The organism is Streptomyces sp. NBC_01224 (assembly GCF_036002945.1).
GTDB lineage: Bacteria > Actinomycetota > Actinomycetes > Streptomycetales > Streptomycetaceae > Streptomyces.
Map to the genome: position 1 here is coordinate 7,208,465 of NZ_CP108529.1, position 16,661 is coordinate 7,225,125.

Annotated in this window: 15 protein-coding genes and 1 pseudogene; 6 read left to right on the forward strand and 10 right to left on the reverse strand. The window is 71.4% G+C overall.

Translation table 11 applies throughout. The annotated features are described in order from the left end of the window. The first annotated feature begins 35 nt into the window (after window positions 1-35). Entirely contained in the window at window positions 36-629 is a 594-nt protein-coding gene (locus OG609_RS32435; RefSeq protein WP_327276084.1) for a TetR/AcrR family transcriptional regulator, read from the forward strand. 141 nt (window positions 630-770) lie between these two features. On the opposite strand, the gene OG609_RS46340 is transcribed toward OG609_RS32435, so the two are convergent. After that, window positions 771-1,049 (reverse strand): LysR family transcriptional regulator, encoded by a 279-nt coding sequence (locus tag OG609_RS46340; protein ID WP_390095027.1) that lies wholly within the window; start codon window positions 1,047-1,049, stop codon window positions 771-773. Between the two features lie 74 nt (window positions 1,050-1,123). On the opposite strand from OG609_RS46340, the gene OG609_RS32445 reads away from it, so the two are divergent. Further along, window positions 1,124-1,288: a hypothetical protein gene (locus tag OG609_RS32445; protein ID WP_327276085.1), complete on the forward strand. Its 165-nt coding sequence runs from the start codon at window positions 1,124-1,126 to the stop codon at window positions 1,286-1,288. Between the two features lie 52 nt (window positions 1,289-1,340). After that, the gene (locus OG609_RS32450) at window positions 1,341-5,951 is read left to right on the forward strand and encodes a HEAT repeat domain-containing protein (protein WP_327276086.1); all 4,611 of its coding nucleotides are present in this window, start codon (window positions 1,341-1,343) and stop codon (window positions 5,949-5,951) included. A 57-nt stretch (window positions 5,952-6,008) separates the two neighbouring features. Here the strand turns inward: OG609_RS32450 and OG609_RS32455 are convergent, their stop codons facing one another. Together OG609_RS32455 and OG609_RS32460 are read right to left on the reverse strand one after the other, a co-directional pair. After that, entirely contained in the window at window positions 6,009-7,235 is a 1,227-nt protein-coding gene (locus tag OG609_RS32455; RefSeq protein ID WP_327276087.1) for an acyl-CoA dehydrogenase family protein, read from the reverse strand. 8 nt (window positions 7,236-7,243) lie between these two features. Next, window positions 7,244-8,266 (reverse strand): phosphotransferase family protein, encoded by a 1,023-nt coding sequence (locus tag OG609_RS32460; protein WP_327276088.1) that lies wholly within the window; start codon window positions 8,264-8,266, stop codon window positions 7,244-7,246. 152 nt (window positions 8,267-8,418) lie between these two features. On the opposite strand from OG609_RS32460, the gene OG609_RS32465 reads away from it, so the two are divergent. Both OG609_RS32465 and OG609_RS32470 read left to right on the forward strand, forming a co-directional pair. Next, complete coding sequence (locus tag OG609_RS32465; RefSeq protein WP_327276089.1) at window positions 8,419-9,708, forward strand: glucarate dehydratase family protein; 1,290 nt, start codon at window positions 8,419-8,421, stop codon at window positions 9,706-9,708. A 19-nt stretch (window positions 9,709-9,727) separates the two neighbouring features. Beyond that, window positions 9,728-10,284, forward strand: a pseudogene (locus tag OG609_RS32470) (NADP-dependent oxidoreductase); the annotation flags it as partial. A 36-nt stretch (window positions 10,285-10,320) separates the two neighbouring features. On the opposite strand, the gene OG609_RS32475 reads toward OG609_RS32470, so the two are convergent. The 6 genes from OG609_RS32475 to OG609_RS32500 form a co-directional block, all read right to left on the reverse strand. Continuing rightward, a complete protein-coding gene (locus OG609_RS32475; protein ID WP_266362768.1) occupies window positions 10,321-10,632 on the reverse strand; it encodes a DUF202 domain-containing protein in 312 nt (103 codons plus the stop codon). Continuing rightward, complete coding sequence (locus OG609_RS32480; RefSeq protein WP_114243685.1) at window positions 10,629-11,024, reverse strand: YidH family protein; 396 nt, start codon at window positions 11,022-11,024, stop codon at window positions 10,629-10,631. The genes OG609_RS32475 and OG609_RS32480 overlap by 4 nt, the downstream gene beginning before the upstream one ends. A gap of 34 nt (window positions 11,025-11,058) precedes the next feature. Further along, a complete protein-coding gene (locus OG609_RS32485) occupies window positions 11,059-11,580 on the reverse strand; it encodes an NUDIX hydrolase (RefSeq protein WP_327276090.1) in 522 nt (173 codons plus the stop codon). A 33-nt stretch (window positions 11,581-11,613) separates the two neighbouring features. Further along, window positions 11,614-12,387 carry a glucose 1-dehydrogenase gene (locus OG609_RS32490; protein WP_327276091.1) on the reverse strand — a complete coding sequence of 258 codons (774 nt, stop codon included), beginning with the start codon at window positions 12,385-12,387 and terminating at the stop codon, window positions 11,614-11,616. Between the two features lie 29 nt (window positions 12,388-12,416). Beyond that, the gene (locus OG609_RS32495) at window positions 12,417-13,046 is read right to left on the reverse strand and encodes a TetR/AcrR family transcriptional regulator (RefSeq protein ID WP_189276282.1); all 630 of its coding nucleotides are present in this window, start codon (window positions 13,044-13,046) and stop codon (window positions 12,417-12,419) included. A 70-nt stretch (window positions 13,047-13,116) separates the two neighbouring features. Then, a complete protein-coding gene (locus tag OG609_RS32500) occupies window positions 13,117-14,010 on the reverse strand; it encodes a DMT family transporter (RefSeq protein ID WP_327276092.1) in 894 nt (297 codons plus the stop codon). A 204-nt stretch (window positions 14,011-14,214) separates the two neighbouring features. Between OG609_RS32500 and OG609_RS32505 the strand changes: the two genes are divergently transcribed. After that, on the forward strand, window positions 14,215-15,870 hold the full coding sequence (locus tag OG609_RS32505; RefSeq protein WP_327276093.1) for an FAD-binding dehydrogenase: 1,656 nt from the start codon (window positions 14,215-14,217) through the stop codon (window positions 15,868-15,870). Between the two features lie 272 nt (window positions 15,871-16,142). Here the strand turns inward: OG609_RS32505 and OG609_RS32510 are convergent, their stop codons facing one another. Beyond that, complete coding sequence (locus OG609_RS32510; RefSeq protein WP_327276094.1) at window positions 16,143-16,592, reverse strand: ASCH domain-containing protein; 450 nt, start codon at window positions 16,590-16,592, stop codon at window positions 16,143-16,145. Window positions 16,593-16,661: the final 69 nt, after the last annotated feature.

The window sequence follows — 16,661 nt, forward strand, 5'->3', positions numbered from 1 at the left end:
GGATTCACGCACGGTACGGAAGGAAGGTGGCGGCAATGGCCAAGGCGACGGACGGGGACACGGCCCCTGTCCCTCAGCGGCTGCTGGCCGCCGCCACCCGGCTCTTTGCCGAGCAGGGGTACGACCGCACCTCGGTCCAGGAGATCGTCGAGGCGGCAGGCGTCACCAAGGGTGCGCTCTACCACTACTTCGGCTCCAAGGAGGACCTCCTCCAGGAGGTCTACGCCCGGGTGCTCCGGCTCCAGCAGGAGCGCCTCGACGCGTTCGCGGACGCCGACGCCCCGGTCGAACAGCGGCTGCGCGACGCCGCCGCGGACGTGGTCGTCACGACCATCGAGAACCTCGACGACGCCTCGATCTTCTTCCGGTCGATGCACCACCTCAGCCCGGAGAAGAACAAGCAGGTACGGATGGAGCGGCGCCGCTACCACGAGCGCTTCCGGGCCCTGGTGGAAGAGGGCCAGCGGAGCGGAGTGTTCTCCACGGCCACCCCGGCGGACCTGATCGTCGACTACCACTTCGGCTCGGTCCACCATCTGTCCACCTGGTACCGGCCCGACGGCCCGCTCAGCCAGCAGGAGGTCGCCGACCACCTGGCCGACCTGCTGCTGCGCGCCCTGCGTCCCTAGCGACCTGGGGAGCGCCGCCGGTCAGCGGGGAGAGGAGCGCCTGGGCCGCGGGGATGCGGGGGCGGGGCGCCCGCCCCCGCAAGGACCACCGTCCGGCCGGGCTCCGGCCGGCGGATGCTCACACACGGCAGCCCCGTTTCCTCACCGATCCGCCGCGGCACGATCGCCACACCGATCCCGGCCCGCACGAGATCGAGGAGCAGCGAGCACCCACCGGGCCGACGGCAGCAGCGCCCGGCCCGCCTCGGTGAGGATCACGCGCCGGCCGGTCCGGTCGAACAGCTCGGCACCCAGCTCCCGTTCGAGGTTGCGCACGGAGGTGCTCAGCGCGGACTGCACGATCAGCTCGGCACGGGCGGCGGCGGTGAAACTGCCGTGCGTGACCACCGCCATGAAGTGGCGGAGTTGGCGTATCTCCATCCATCCACGGTATCGATCGCAGCCGGCTGAACCATCTGTTGGACCGACCGCCGGTACGGGTCGAAGCTGGATATATGACTCACATCCAGCCATCCGCGCACGTCCCCGCACTCTGGGCCGCGGCATACGGCCCGCGCCACACACCGGCCGTCCGCCTCGTCGCCCGGTGCCTGTTGCGTGTGAGGGCTTTCGCCCACGACCTGGCGCTGGCCGACCATGTGCCGTTCGGCGGCTACTGACGGGGGCGAAATCCTTTGGTGGAGCCGGGAGCGCCCCGGTTAGCATCCGACGGTGAAGACACCGGCCGACGAACAGTTCCACGATGCCGTACGCCGGGCCGACGCCGGGCAGCTGTCGAGGCTCCTGGACGCGCAGGACTGCCCACCGGCAGTCCTCGGACGTCTGATCCGGCACGAGGACCCCGCCCTGCGTCATCTGGGGCTGGTCCTGCTCACCGAGCGAGTGACAGCGGGCCGCCCGTCCGACGACGGCGAGACGGCCGAACTCGCCGGGCTCCTGCCCGTATCGCTGACGGGGCCGCCGGAGGCGGATCTCCTCCTGGCGGGGCTCTACGAGCGACTCGGCCACCGTCTCCGGGGCCGCCCCCGCCCGTCATGGCGCACGGCCGGGCTGCCGGTACGGGTGAGGATCGCGTGGCTGCGCTCCGAACTCCTCGACGAGCCGGCGGTGATCCGTGACGAAGCCCCGGGTGAACTCCTCTACCAGGCCGTACGGGAGACGGGTATCACCGCGGCGCATCGGCCGGCCCAACTCGTGGACGAACTGGCGGACAGCGGCGACCCCGTGCTGCAGGCCGAGGCGCTGCGGCTCGCGCGGCAGGGGCTGCACGCCGGACTGCTGGCTCCCGCGCTGGTCCGCGAAGACCTGATCGGCCTGCTCGACGCCGACAGCGACCGGGTCGTCGCCGGCGCGCTGGACGAACTCACCGAGCCGTGGGCGGCGATGGAGCCGCTGCCGCAGGGGCGCATCTCTCCATTTCTCGCCGCCGGTTCGGCGGGGGACAGGCCCGCGGTGGCCGATGCAGCCCTCGCTGCCGCCGCCCTCCACGGCCACAAGGACCTGCTGCGGCAGATCATCGACGATCCGGATCGTCCGCCGGGCCTACGCCGACAGGGAATGGAACTGCTCGGCGATCTGGCGGACCGCGACGACATCGGTGAACTCACGGCCCTCGCCGCACGCGATCCGCTGCTGTTCGGCGGGCCGACGGTGACGTGCCTGCGCGGTCTCCACCGGCGCGGGCACTTCGTGGACGGTCCGGAAGTTCCGGCCGTGATCGGCCTGGCCCTGGCCGATCACTCGATTCCGCCCCGTGAGATCGCGACGATCCTGTTCACCTGCCGGAAGGAGGCGTTCCGGGTACTGACGGAGACGTCCGCCAAAGATCCGAGCAGCCCGCGACGGCTCGCTCTGCTGGTGGCCCTGGCCGGGCAGGGAACCGGCGAGCTTCCGATCGGGGGCGCGATCGCACGCGTACTTCCTTCGGCCCCCGCCCCCGGTCCGTTCCTCGACGCGATCCGGGAGCTGCGCCAGGCGGATGCCGAAGACGCCGTGATCGCTCTGCTGCCCTCGGCGCCCGCCGAGGCCCTGGACGCTCTGGAGGCCATCGGCGGGCAGCGGACGGTACTGGCCCTGCGGGAAGGGCTGGGCCTGGCCGGTGACGCGATCGCGCCCCACCTGTACGCCGTACGGGACCGCGCCCTCGAACTGCTGTGGCAGCTGACCCGCGATCCGGCGCACCGGCGCGCCCTCCTCGTACGGCTGGACCCCGTCGACCTGCCGGCGCGCATCGCGGCGGACCTGGGTGGCCCGGACGAGCGGGAACTGGCCCTGCTGAGTTCCCACCTGAACCCGGACGAGCCGGTGGCGGCGCTGTGCCGTCTCACGGACCACGGCAACGCCGGCACACTGCCGGCCATCGCAGACCTGCTGCTGCGCATCGTGGCCGAACAGGCGGCGTTGCAGGAGTGGGAACACGGACAGCCGGGCGGTGAGCCCGTGGTGCCCCAAGAGGTCCTGGACGCCGTGCACGCCCTGGGCCGCCGTCTCCATGAGCGGGGCGCGATCCGGCCGGTCTGCCTGCTCGACACGGCGGATGCGCAAGAGGCCGGCCACGCACTCGTCGCGACCATGGCACTGGATCTGCTGGACCGGCCCGGACTGTCCGACCGTGAGCGGGCGATCCTGCTCGAACTGCTGCTCCGGGCCCCCTGGGCGGGCACTCGCGCCCGGGTGCACCGGCTGCTGCGCCACCGCGACCGGCACGTACGCAAACACGTCATCGCCCTGCTCGCCCGCGACGCCACGGGCGAGGACGCACAGGCGCTGTCGGCGACCCTGATCGCGCTGACCACCGCCCAGGACATCCAGACCGTCCGGCAGGCCCTGCTCGCACTGGGTCACGCACAGGCCCACTGGGCGTGCACCGCGATCGCCGCATGTCTCGACCATCCGAACATGAACATCAAGAAGACCGCCGCCGAGGTGCTGGTCCGCGCGGGCACACCGGCGGCGCTGCCCAAGCTGCTCTTCTGGCTCGGGCACCACGACAACCCCGGGCTGCGCGGCACGCTCGTCGCGGCCCTGCGCGCCGTCCTCGGCGACGCCTACGCGGCGACACTTCTCGCCGCCGCCGAGCACAGCGAGAACGGCCGTACCCGCGAACTGCTGCTGGCGGGCCTCGACGGAGCCCTCGGCGCCCGCTCGGTCCTCGCGCTGGACAACCAGGCGTCACCGGTGGCGGCCGCCCTGCTCTCCCTGGTGGCGGACGGCCGGGTCGGTCTTGCCTCCGGGGACGTGAAGGATCTGGCGATACCGCTGGCCAGGCATGGCATCACCCCATCGGCCGTCGCACAGCGGTCATCGGTGGACACTGCGGCGGACCGTGACATCAGGTCGCTGGTGGCCGGGGGCTGGAATCCCTCGGTCGCGCTGCGCGTCGCCGAGTGGGACGCGCCGCTCCACCCCGACCGGCTGAACGAGCTGCGGCCGATGCTCACGGACTGGCTCCGGCTGGCCAGCTCCCGGCCCGCGGCCCGGGACACACTGGTGCGGTTCGCGCTGCGCATCTGCCCAGCACCCCGGACGGCCGGGGAGCTGACGGCATTCGCCCGGTCCGCACGGGTCCTGCTCGACGCGCTCGTGGACGCCCGGGACGAGGACCGGCACGACCTGATCGCGGTACTCGAAGCGGTCGCGCCGATGCTGACGGCGGCCGGCAGACCGGCCGTTGCCGCTGCGGTACGGGCACTGCGTCCCGCACCCACGACGCCGGTCCGGTCCACGCTGACGCTGCTGCGCCGCCTCGGCGCGGTGCTGGTCCGCGCCGACCTCGATCAGGCACTCGCGTCGGCCCGGCTCGGCGCCGACCCCTGGCAGGCCCAGGCCGCCGTGCTGAAGGAGGCGTTCGCAGCCCCGGAGACCACCGCTGCACCGATGCCCGCCGAGACCCGGGCATGGCGGGCGGCGCTGGACGACGCGGTGCGCGCGCCGGACGATCTGGAGGAGTTCCGCCGACAGGACGACGGCAGGCTGGGCTCGCGGGACCGGCTGACCGCACTGATCGAGGTCCACCACGGCGCGGACCCCGAAGTCCAAGCCGCCCTGCTCGACTGGATGACGCTTCTTCAGCCCCTCGACGCACCGCCCTGGACCATCACCGAGACCGCCCAGGCCCCGACGCCGCTGCCCCGGCACGTACACATCGACGACCTCGACCAGCCCCGTTCGGCGGCCCTGAGAGAGCGCCTGTTCGACATGCTGGGGTCAACTCACGCAGGCCGCAGGGAGACCGCCGCCCTGGCGCTGGTGAAGTGGCCCGAGCCAGAGGCCCGGCTGCCGGTTCTTCGCGCGTACCTCCGCGGACACATCGACATACCCATCGGCGTGGACCTGGCCCGTGCACTGCGCACCCTCGACGAGACGGAGCTACGGGGCGAGGACATCCTGCACGACAGGGTGGCTCTCGCGGCCTCGAAGCTCTCCCCGTGGACACTGGGACCGCTGGTGCCGCTGTTGCTGGATTGGTGGGAGCACGCCCCGCCCGCCGACGGACCGGCAGTCGGCGACGTACTGCGCAACTACCCCGCCGACGCGCTCGCCAGGACCCTCGGCGACCGCCTCGACGCCGGGGCCTGGGGCTTCCTCGACCTGCTCCTCGACCGCCGACTTCTGCGCACCCCCGCGCTGACGCGCACGTGTCGGCGGCTGCGCGCCGAAGGACGCGACGACATGGCGGACCGGCTTCTTCTCGTCGAGGGTCCGCTGCGCGGCCCGGACGCCGCACAGCAGGACGCGGCAGCGCTGGCAGCGCTCCGTGACCGCCCCCCGGCCGCACCCGGCGTAGCTGCGCACCGCCCGTCCAGGCAGGAACTGCTGGACCTGGCCCGAACCGGCACCCCGGAACAGATATGCAGGGCACTCACAGAACTGGCCGGGGCCCACTCGGGCCCGGACACGGACCGGGACCCCGGACTGCGCGACCTGATCGGTGAATTGCTGAACCATCCCCGGGCCAAGGTACGCCTGCGCGCCCACCGGACCTCACGGACGATGCTGGACCGGGGTACCTATCTGAGCCACACCATGCTCCTGCTGGACGACCCCCGGCCGGAATTGGCGCGTACGGCGATCCGCACGCTCTGCCACGCCGGCTGGGAGCCCGCGATCCCCGCTGTGACCGGACTGCTCGCGCACCCGCATCCCGTCGTGCGCAGGACGGCGGCCGAGGGGCTCATCGGGATGAGCGAGGCGGCGATCCCCGCCCTTCGCCAAGCCGCCGCCCACGCCCGCCCCGACAGACGCTCCCTCTACACGGACGTCCTCGACCGGCTCAGAGATTCAAGCCCGTCCGGCAACATTCCGAGCCCGCCCGGCGATTGAGGACGAAACGGCAACCGGGCGGGCCCTCGCACCCACCGACCCCGCCCGGGCCACCGCCTACACGTACCGCTTGATCTCCCGCCGGGCCAGCGACCGCTGATGGACCTCGTCCGGCCCGTCCGCCAGCCGCAACGTCCGCGCCGCCGCCCACAGTTCCGCCAGCGGGAAGTCCTGGCTGACGCCGCCCGCGCCGTGCAGTTGCACCGCGTGGTCGAGGATGTCGACCACCGCACGCGGGGTGGCGATCTTGATGGCCTGGATCTCCGTGTGCGCACCCCGGTTGCCCACCGTGTCCATCAGCCACGCCGTCTTCAGCACCAGCAGCCGCAGCTGCTCCACCGTGACCCGCGCGTCCGCGATCCAGTTCTGCACGACGCCCTGCTGGGCGAGCGGCTTACCGAAGGCCGTACGGGACACCGCCCGCTTGCACATCAGCTCGATCGCCCGCTCGGCCATGCCGATCAGCCGCATGCAGTGGTGGATGCGACCCGGCCCCAGACGCGCCTGGGCGATGGCGAAGCCGCCGCCCTCCTCGCCGATCAGGTTCGCGGCGGGCACCCGCACGTCCGTGAAGACGACCTCGGCGTGACCGCCGTGATAGTGGTCCTCGTAGCCGTACACCTGCATGGCGCGCCGCACTTCGAGACCGGGGGTGTCGCGCGGGACCAGGATCATCGACTGCTGGCGGCGGATGTCGGCGCCGTCCGGGCCGTCGGCAGTCGCTGTCCTGCCCATCACGATGAAGACCTGGCAGTCCGGGTTCATCGCCCCGGAGATGTACCACTTGCGGCCGTTGATGACGTAATCCTCGCCATCGCGCACGATGCGCGTCTCGATGTTGGTCGCGTCCGACGAGGCCACCTCGGGCTCCGTCATCGCGAACGCCGAGCGGATCTCCCCGGCGAGCAGCGGCTCCAGCCACTGCTTCTTCTGCTCGTCCGTGCCGAACTGGAAGAGCACCTCCATGTTCCCGGTGTCCGGGGCCGCGCAGTTGAGTGCGGTCGGCGCCAACTGCGGTGAACGGCCGGTGATTTCGGCGAGCGGCGCGTACTGGAGGTTGGTCAGCCCGGCGCCGTGCTCGGCATCGGGAAGGAAGAGGTTCCACAGCCCCTGCCGCCGCGCCTCGGCCTTCAGGTCCTCGACGATCTGCGGGGTGTCCCACGGCGAGGACAGGAGCGCGCGCTGTTCGTCCGCGGTCTTCTCGGCCGGGTGGACATGCTCGTCCATGAAGGTGAGCAGCTTGTTGCGGAGCTCTTCGGTACGGGCGTCGAATGCGAAGTCCATGGGGGTGATCAGCCTTCCTGGAGGGTGGTGAGGCCGTGCTCGATGAAGACGGGGACGAGATCGCCGATGCGGTCGAAGCCGGCGCCGACGGTCTGGCCCAGGGTGTAGCGGTAGTGGATTCCCTCCAGGATCACGGCGAGCTTGAACCAGGCGAACGCCGTGTACCAGGAGACGGCGGAGGTGTCCCGGCCGGAGCGTGCGGCGTAGCGCTCGATCAGCTCGGCGGGGGTGGGATGGCCGGCCGCGCCGCTGGTGGTGGAGACCGGGGACTTCGCCAGACCGAGGTCGGAGCTGTACATCACCAGCAGGCCGAGGTCGGTCAGCGGGTCGCCGAGCGTCGACATCTCCCAGTCGAGAACGGCCTTGATCCGGTCGTCGGAGCCGATCAGGACGTTGTCCAGGCGGTAGTCGCCGTGTACGACGGTGGGTGCGGGGGAGAGGGGCAGCTCTCGGCCGAGCGCGGCGTGCAGCTCGTCGATGCCGGGCAGTTCGCGGCTGCGGGAGGCGTCCAGCTGCTTGCCCCAGCGGCGCAGCTGCCGGTCGAGGAAGCCCTCGGGGCGCCCGAAGTCGCCGAGTCCGACGGACTCGGGGTCCACGGCGTGCAGTTCGACGAGGGTGTCGACGAGAGCGAGGACGGCCTCCCTGGTGCGCTCGGCGCCCAGTGGGGCGAGCTGCTCGGCCGTGCGGTACGGGGTGCCCTCGACGTACTCCATGACGTAGAAGGGCGACCCGATCACCGAGTCGTCCTCGCAGAGCAGCACCGGTTCGGGCACCGGAACAGCCGTGGGGTGCAGGGCGCTGATCACCCGGTGCTCGCGCTTCATGTCGTGCGCGGTGGCCAGCACATGCCCCAGCGGGGGCCTGCGCACGACCCAGCGGCCGGTGCCGTCCGTGACGACGTACGTCAGATTGGAGCGGCCGCCCTCGATGAGCCGGGCTTCGAGCGGTCCGTTCACCAGACCCGGCCGCTCGCGGTCGAGATGTCCGCGCAGCCGGTCGAGGTCGAGACCTGGCGGATGGACTGGGCTCATCGTGCGCACCTCCGGGGTGAAAGACGGTCGGTGTTCATGATGCCGACCAGTCGGTATGCCGTCCAGTGGACTCCCGGAATCCGGCGGGTGGACTCCGCTCCGAGTCGGGTCGGAGTCTGGTGTTCGGCCGTATCCCTGAATATGGTTCACGTATGAATACTGAGCTGCTGATCGACGAAGTCCGGCTGACCCCGATCCTGATAGCGGACCCGCCCCTGCTCAACACCCAGGGCGTCCACCAGCCGTACACCCCGCGGCTCATCGTGGAAGTCGTCACACGCGGCGGTGTGACCGGTATCGGGGAGACGTACGGGGACGGCAAGTACCTCGAACTCGCCCAGCCGCTCGCCACCGCCCTCGTCGGACGCCCTGTCAGCGATCTGAACGGCCTGTTCGCACTGGCCGACGAGGTGTGCGGTGATTCACGCGCGGCCGACGAGCGTGTCGACGCCGGTGGGCTGCGCGGCGTCCAGACCGCCGACAAGCTCCGGCTCTCCGTCGTCTCCGGCTTCGAGGTCGCCTGCCTGGACGCGCTCGGCAACTCCCTCGGCCTCCCCGTGCACGCTCTGCTCGGCGGCAAGGTCCGCGACAGCGTGGAGTACAGCGCCTACCTCTTCTACCGCTGGGCCGCCCACCCCGAGGGCGGCGAACAGGACGACTGGGGCGCCGCCGTCGACCCGGCCGGAGTCGTCGCCCAGGCCCGGCGCTTCGCCCGCGAGCACGGCTTCTCCTCCTTCAAGCTCAAGGGCGGCGTCTTCGAACCCGACCAGGAGATCGCCGCGATCCGTGCCCTGGCCGAGGAGTTCCCCGGGCAGCCGCTGCGGCTGGACCCGAACGGCGCCTGGTCCGTCGAGACCTCGCTGTACGTCGCCGAGCAGCTGAAGGACGTACTCGAATATCTGGAGGACCCGGCGAGCGGCACGGACCTGATGGCCGCCGTCGCCGCAGGAACCGACGTACCGCTCGCCACCAACATGTGCGTCACGACCCTCGCCGAGGTCCCGGAGGCCTTCGCCCGCGGCGCCGTCCAGGTCGTGCTCTGCGACCACCACTACTGGGGCGGCCTGCACCGCACCCGTGAGCTGGCCGGGATCTGCCGTACCTTCGGCGTCGGACTCTCCATGCACTCCAACACCCACCTCGGCATCAGCCTCGCCGCGATGACCCACGTCGCGGCCACCGTCCCCAACCTCGACTACGCCTGCGACAGCCACTACCCCTGGCAGACCGAGGACGTCATCACCACCCGCCATGTCTTCCGGGACGGCCGGCTCACCGTCTCCGACGCACCCGGGCTCGGCGTCGAACTCGACCGTGAACGCCTGGCCGTGCTGCACCGGCGCTGGCTCGACGACGACGGCACGATGCGCGAGCGCGACGACGCGGCAGCGATGCGCAAGGCCGAGCCCGGATGGCAGACCCCCTCGATCCCGCGCTGGTGACGGAACGTTCCCCGCAGCGGCCGCGGGCCTGCCGCCGGCCGGCCTCACCGCGTACCGGGTGCTTCACCGCACACTGAAGATCCAGGACGGCGAGACGGTCCTCGTCCACGCGGCGGCGGGCGGCGTGGGCTCGCTCGCGGTCCAGATCGCCCGCCACGCGGGCGCCCGCGTCATCGGCACTGCGAGCGAACCCGACCACGAACATGTGCGGCAGCTCGGCGGGGAGCCGGTGGCCTACGGGGACGGCCTCGTCCACCGGCTGCGGGCGCCGGCCCCGGACGGGGTCGAGCCGCGTTCGACACCGTCGGCGGCGAGGCGCTCCGGGCCGCCGCCGAAGTGCTGAAGCCCGAGGGCCGGCCGGCCTCCATCGCGGACGGCGAGGCCTTCTCGTACGGCGGCCGCTACGCCTTCGTACGCCCGGACGCCAAGGACCTCGCCCACCTGGCAGAACTGGCCGGGCAGGGCATCGTCACGGTCCATGCGGACCGGGTCTTCCTGTTGGAACGGGCGGCGGACGCCTACCGTCCGAACGAGCAGGGACGCCCCCGCGGGAAGATCGTCGTCACCGTCCCCTGGGGCACCCCGGACGTCCGACACGCCCGGTGCCGGACCTCAGAACAGCATGGCCGCGGCGAACACCGCGAGCGCGACCGTGCACGCCCCCGCGGTCAGCGCACCGCGCGCCGAGAGCGGCTGCGGCCGCGCGGTCCCCATCCCGAGCACCCGCCGGTGCGCCACGAGCAGGAAACCCAGCCAGGCCAGCGCGCTCAGCGCCACGGCGACGATCCCGGCCGGGCTCGCCCCGCTGTGCAGCGCCTGCTTGACCGCCAGCAGCGCCACCACCGTGCAGGACAGGGTCGTACGCCGCCACGCCAGCCTGGTCCGCTCGGGCTGCAGTCCGGGGTCGCGTCCGTCGGCCGTCACCGGCCCTCCCAGCCGAAGAGGACCACCACCACCATCGCCACGGCGACGACGGCGACCGCGAGACCGAGCAGCGTCGGGAACCGGGAGACCGGCAGGTCCTCGCCGCGCCGCATCGCCCGCTCGCACCGCACCCAGTGATTGATCGCTCGAAGCGCACACAGCACACCGGCCGCGAGCAGCGCGAGCGCCAGTCCCGCGCGGATGCCCCACACCAGCTCAGGGAGGAACTGGTCGACCGCGAAACCACCGCCGATCAGCGCGAGAGCCGTCCGGATCCAGGCGAGGAAGGTGCGCTCGTTGGCGAGCGAGAACCGGTAGTCGGGGGTGTCGCCCTCTTCGCGGATTCGCTGTGGCGCGAACCACAGCCGCAGGCTCTGTACGAATTCGATCACGCGTGAACCTTACGACCGGCAATCGAGCCCCGGCTCAGGAGGCTGCCCCGCCCGCCCGGAAGGCGCGCAGCCGGCGGTACGCCTCCAGGCCGTCCGGCACCCACTCCCAGTCGCCGAGCCGCTGCTCCAGCTCCGCATCGGTGAGGAAGGTGTGCCAGGCGACCTCCTCCACCTGCGGATTCACCGGCAGCTCGCACCGGACCTGGTAGATGTGGCTCCACCAGGAGTGCTCCGCGCTCTCGTAGAGGAACTTGAACAGCGGCTCGGGGCGGGGGAGCCCAAAGACCCCCAACTCCTCCTCGGCCTCCCGCAGCGCCGCCTCGTCGTACGACTCGCCCGCCCCGACCACCCCGCCGACGAACATGTCGTAGTGGGACGGGAAGACCAGTTTGGTCGGAGTCCTGCGGTGCACGAAGAGCCGGCCCCCGGCATCCCTGGCCTCGATGAAGACGCAGCGATGGCGCAGGCCCCGCGCGGTCGCCTCACCGCGCGGGGCCTGCCCCACGACCACGTCGTTCTCGTCGACGATGTCCAGGATCTCGTCAGAAGGAGTCATGCCTCTCATCCAACATCAGGCCACTGACAGTGATCACTTGCCCATGACGTACTTGACGGTCGGGCCCGTGGTCCAGCCGCCGTCCACGGCCAGTTCGGCGCCGGTGATGTACGAGGCGGCGTCCGAGAGCAGGAAGGTGACCGCCTCCGCGATCTCCGGGGCCTCGCCGACCCGGCCCATCGGGGTGTTCGGGTAGTTGCCGTCGCCCTGCTGAATGCCGACGGACGCGGTCATCGGCGTGTAGACCATGCCCGGGTGCACGGAGTTCACCCGTATCTTCGCCGTGCCGAGCTCCACCGCGCCGACCTTCGTCAGACCGCGGACCCCCCACTTGGAGGCGCCGTAGCTGGAGGTCAGGGCGAGTCCCATCAGACCGGCGGCCGAGGAGACGTTGACGATCGAACCGCCGCCGTTCTCCTTCATCACCGGGATCACCGTCTTCATGCCGATGAAGACGGCCGTCAGATTGATGTCGATGACCTTGCGGAAGTGCTCGACCGTCTCGGTCTCCAGCGGCTGACCGGTCGATACGCCGGCGTTGTTGACCAGGCCGTCGATCCGCCCGAACTCGGCGACGGCGAATTCGGCGACGCGCTGCCAGTCCTTCTCGGAGGTCACGTCGTGGTGCATGAAGCGGGCCCGAGCCCCGAGGGCGGCGGCGGTGGCGGCGCCCTCGTCGTCGAGCACATCGGTGATCACCACATGGGCGCCGCCCGCAACGGCGAGGCGGGCGGCCTCGGCACCCAGGCCCCGGGCGCCGCCGGTGATGATGACGGTCTTGTCGCTGAGCTTGTTCTTGTCGGTCATGACACTGTCCTTCATGTGGTGCGGGTGGTTCACGCGCCGCCGGGCACGGGCGCGTGCAGGAACGCGGTGGTGGTCTCGACGAGATCGGCGAGGAAGAACTCCTCGCCGGTAAGCGGCCGGGTGCCGTCGAGACCCTGGCGGGCGCGGTCGGCCAGTGCCGCGCCGATCAGGGTGAGCGCCAGGTCCAGGCGTTCCAGGCGCACGGGCCCGGGCAGTGCGCCCAGGCAGTCCCCGATGCGGCCGATCAGCCGCCCGTAGGCGGTGCCGTCCAGGGCGGGGTGCAACCGGCCGGTCCGCAGCCCGGTCTCATGGCTGAGCTGGGCCGAGATCCGCAGACAGCGGCGGCCCCGGTCGTCGGCGAGCAGGCTCGCCTCGGCCGTCACCAGCGCGGTGAGCAGTTCCCGTACGCCACAGTCCCCGGCCAGCTCGTCGAGCAGCGGCGCTATCACCTGTTCGGTACGGGTCTGGCGGCCTTCCATCACCGCGTCGAGCAGCCCGGCCCGGGAGCCGAAGTGGTATTGGACCGCGGAGGGGTTGCTCTGCCCGGCCAGTCGGACGATGTCCCGCAGTTGGGCGCCGTCCGTACCCTGCGCGGCGAAGATCTCCTCGGCCGCGCGGATCAGCTTGTCCCTGGTCTCTTGCCCTGACGTTCTCGCCATGACACCACTCTAATGCTGGCCATTATTAATATCCAGGGCGGGCGGCCCCCTGTGATCGGACAGACGCCGGTCAGTTCGGCTGGAGGCTCTTTTCCCGGCGCCCACTCATGGGCCCCTCCGGCATCGCCGGATGCAGTCCCAGCAGCACGATCCCGACGACGATCGCCACGAGGCCCACCGCCTGCCAGGCCAGTGCGCCGGCGTCGGTACGCAACTGGTCGCCGAGGAAGCCGACCCCGCAGGCGATCCCGGCCAGCGGCTGGGATGCGGTCAGCGGAGGCAGTGAGACCCGCAGTGGGCCCGTCTCGAACGCGCTCTGCACCAGGAGCAGACCCGTCACCCCCAGCACCGCCACCGCGTACGGCTGCCACGCCGTCACCAGCGCCGACCAGCCCTCGTCGGAAAGCCGCTCGCCGGTGACCCGGGTGAGGGCGTCCTGGAGTCCGTACAGCAGCCCCGCCGCCACCGCGAGCAACGCCGGGGCGACTGCGGACTCCGAGCGTTTGGCGAAGGTGGTGAGCAGCAGGGCGATTCCCACGACTACGCCGATGACCAGCCAGTGCCGCAGCGGACTGGTCACCGCCTCGCCGCCCTGCGGCTGACCCGCCAGCAGGAAGGCGGCGACTCCGCCCGCCAGCAGCCAGAGCCCGGCCCAGCCCTGCCGGCCGAGCCGCTGCCCCGTGCGATGGCGCGACAGGGCCATCGCGAAGAGCAGATTGGTCGCCAGCAGGGGTTCGACGACGGACACCTCGCCCTTGCCCAGGGCCAGGGCACCCAGCACCATGCCGCAGACCATCAGCCCGATCCCGGCCAGCCAGCTCGGCACCCGCATCAGGTCCAGCAGCAGCCGGAAGGAGAGATAGTCGCTCCTCGGAGCGTGCGAAGCAGCGGCCTGCTGCAGGACGAAACCGAATCCCAGACAGCAGGCGGCACTCACGGCGAGCACGAGGACCAGCACCGACACGCTTCTACCTCAAGTCAGGCCAGAAGTGGGTGATTTGTTTCGACGATAGCGCCTGCGCCCTGCGGGTGCGGCCGGAGCGCCGCCGACCGGGCGGTTGACGCCGGGGCGGCCGATGCAGAGGATCTGACGCACGAGTAACTTCCGGCGCCCTGGCCGGACCCTCACCGTGGCCGTGACCGGATCGCCCCGACAAGGATGGAACCCATGGCGTACGACGCTGATGTGATCGTTATCGGGGCGGGGCTCGCGGGTCTGGTGGCCACCGCCGAGCTGGTCGACGCGGGCCGCTCGGTGATCCTGCTCGACCAGGAGCCCGAACAGTCGATCGGCGGCCAGGCACACTGGTCCTTCGGCGGTCTCTTCCTCGTCGACTCGCCCGAGCAGCGCCGGATGCGGATCAAGGACAGCCATGAGCTGGCCCTGCAGGACTGGCTCGGCACGGCGGGCTTCGACCGCAAGGAGGACCACTGGCCCCGGAAGTGGGCCGAGGCGTACGTCGACTTCGCGGCCGGTGAGAAGCGCTCCTGGCTGCACGCCCAGGGGCTGCGGCTCTTTCCCGTCGTCGGCTGGGCGGAGCGTGGCGGCTACGACGCGACCGGCCACGGCAACTCCGTACCGCGCTTCCACATCACCTGGGGCACCGGCCCCGGCGTCGTCGCCCCCTTCGAGCGCCGGGTCCGCGCGGGCGTCGCCAAGGGCCTCGTACAGTTCGGGTTCCGCCACCGGGTCACCGGTCTCGGCCGCACCGCGGGCGCCGTCGACACGGTGAGCGGCGAGATCCTGGAGCCGAGCGCTGCCGCCCGGGGCACCGCGAGCAGCCGGGTGACGACCGGCACGTTCGAGCTGAAGGCCCAGGCGGTGATCGTCACCTCCGGCGGCATCGGCGGCAATCACGACCTCGTACGCAAGCAGTGGCCCCCACGGCTCGGCACCCCGCCCGCGAAGATGCTCTCCGGAGTCCCCGCCCATGTCGACGGACTCATGCTCGGCATCACCGAGGAGGCGGGCGCCCACCACATCAACCGCGACCGGATGTGGCACTACACCGAGGGCATCGAGAACTGGAACCCGATCTGGGCCAAGCACGGCATCCGGATCCTGCCGGGACCGTCCTCCCTCTGGCTGGACGCCCGCGGCAAGCGGCTGCCGGTCCCGCTCTTCCCGGGCTTCGACACCCTCGGCACCCTCGAACACATCATGAAGTCCGGCCACGACTACACCTGGTTCGTCCTCGACCAGAAGATCATCGGCAAGGAGTTCGCGCTCTCCGGCTCCGAGCAGAACCCGGACCTGACCGGAAAGTCGATCCGCGACGTGATCGGCCGGGCCCGCGCGGACGTACCGGCCCCGGTGAAGGCTTTCATGGACCACGGGGTGGACTTCGTGGTCGAGAAGGACCTCGGGGCACTGGTCCGCGGGATGAACGCGCTCACCGACGAGCCGCTGATCGATGAGGCCGAACTGCGCCGCGAGATCACCGCACGCGACCGCGAGATCGCCAACCCCTTCACCAAGGACCTCCAGATCACCGCGATCCGCGGGGCCCGCACCTATCTCGGCGACAAGCTGATCCGTACGGCGGCACCGCACCGCATCCTCGACCCCAAGGCCGGCCCGCTCATCGCGGTACGGCTCAACATCCTGACCCGCAAGTCGCTCGGTGGACTGGAGACGGACCTGTCCTCCCGGGTGCTGACCGAGGACGGCACGCCCCTGCCCGGTGTGTACGCGGCGGGGGAGGCGGCAGGTTTCGGTGGCGGCGGGGTGCACGGGTACCGCTCCCTCGAAGGGACCTTCCTCGGCGGCTGCATCTTCTCCGGCCGGGCGGCGGGGCGGGCGGCGGCGCAGGCCACGTCCTAGGAGGGCGCGAAGTCCCGCCCGGCCCGCGGCGTCCGACACGCCCGCCCGTCGAGCGGCGGGATTCGTCCGCAACTGCCGTCCAGGCCCGACGCGATGACGGGATCGCCGCTCGACCGGCGCCCGCAGGGCGAGGACTGCCTGAACCTCGACCCCGGACCCATTGTTCGGCCCCGCCGGGACGGGCGGTGTCTCCTTCGACGCGCATGCGTACGGCATGGGCATTCTGCCGCGAGATCCCCGCCCCGAAGGCGTAGAGAACCGGCCGGCCCCGCCTACCGTTCCGCCGCGCCCACGACGGGATCCAGCAGCTCGACGACCCGGAACCGTTCGGCGACGACCATGGTGTCGTCGTCGACCGTGAACTCCGGGTCGCCGAGCGCCTCCCGCATCTCCTGGCTGTGCCAGAACTTCTCGTGACCCGCGCGCCACTCGGCCACCGAGGTGTCGCCCTCGCCCTCGTCGATCGCATGCTGAAGATCGACGTCGCCGAGACGCAGCACCCGCACCTCCGTCACCTCCAGCACCGCGGTCTCCCGGCCGTACGAGTCGATCAGCGCGGACCGCTCACCCACCGGAGGCAACTCCTCCTTCTCCGCCTCGTACTCCGCGAGCAGCCCGGTCGTCGACACCTTCGCACCGGCGAGCACCGCCCCCACCAGCCGGTCGCGCAGCGGGCCGGGGAAGGCGAGCAGAAAGGGCTTGAGAGGTTCACGGTTCGACATGGCGTCAAGTCTGACATGTTCGGCCGGGCGCGGCGCAGGGACGCCCACCCGATCGCGGGTCGTCAACTG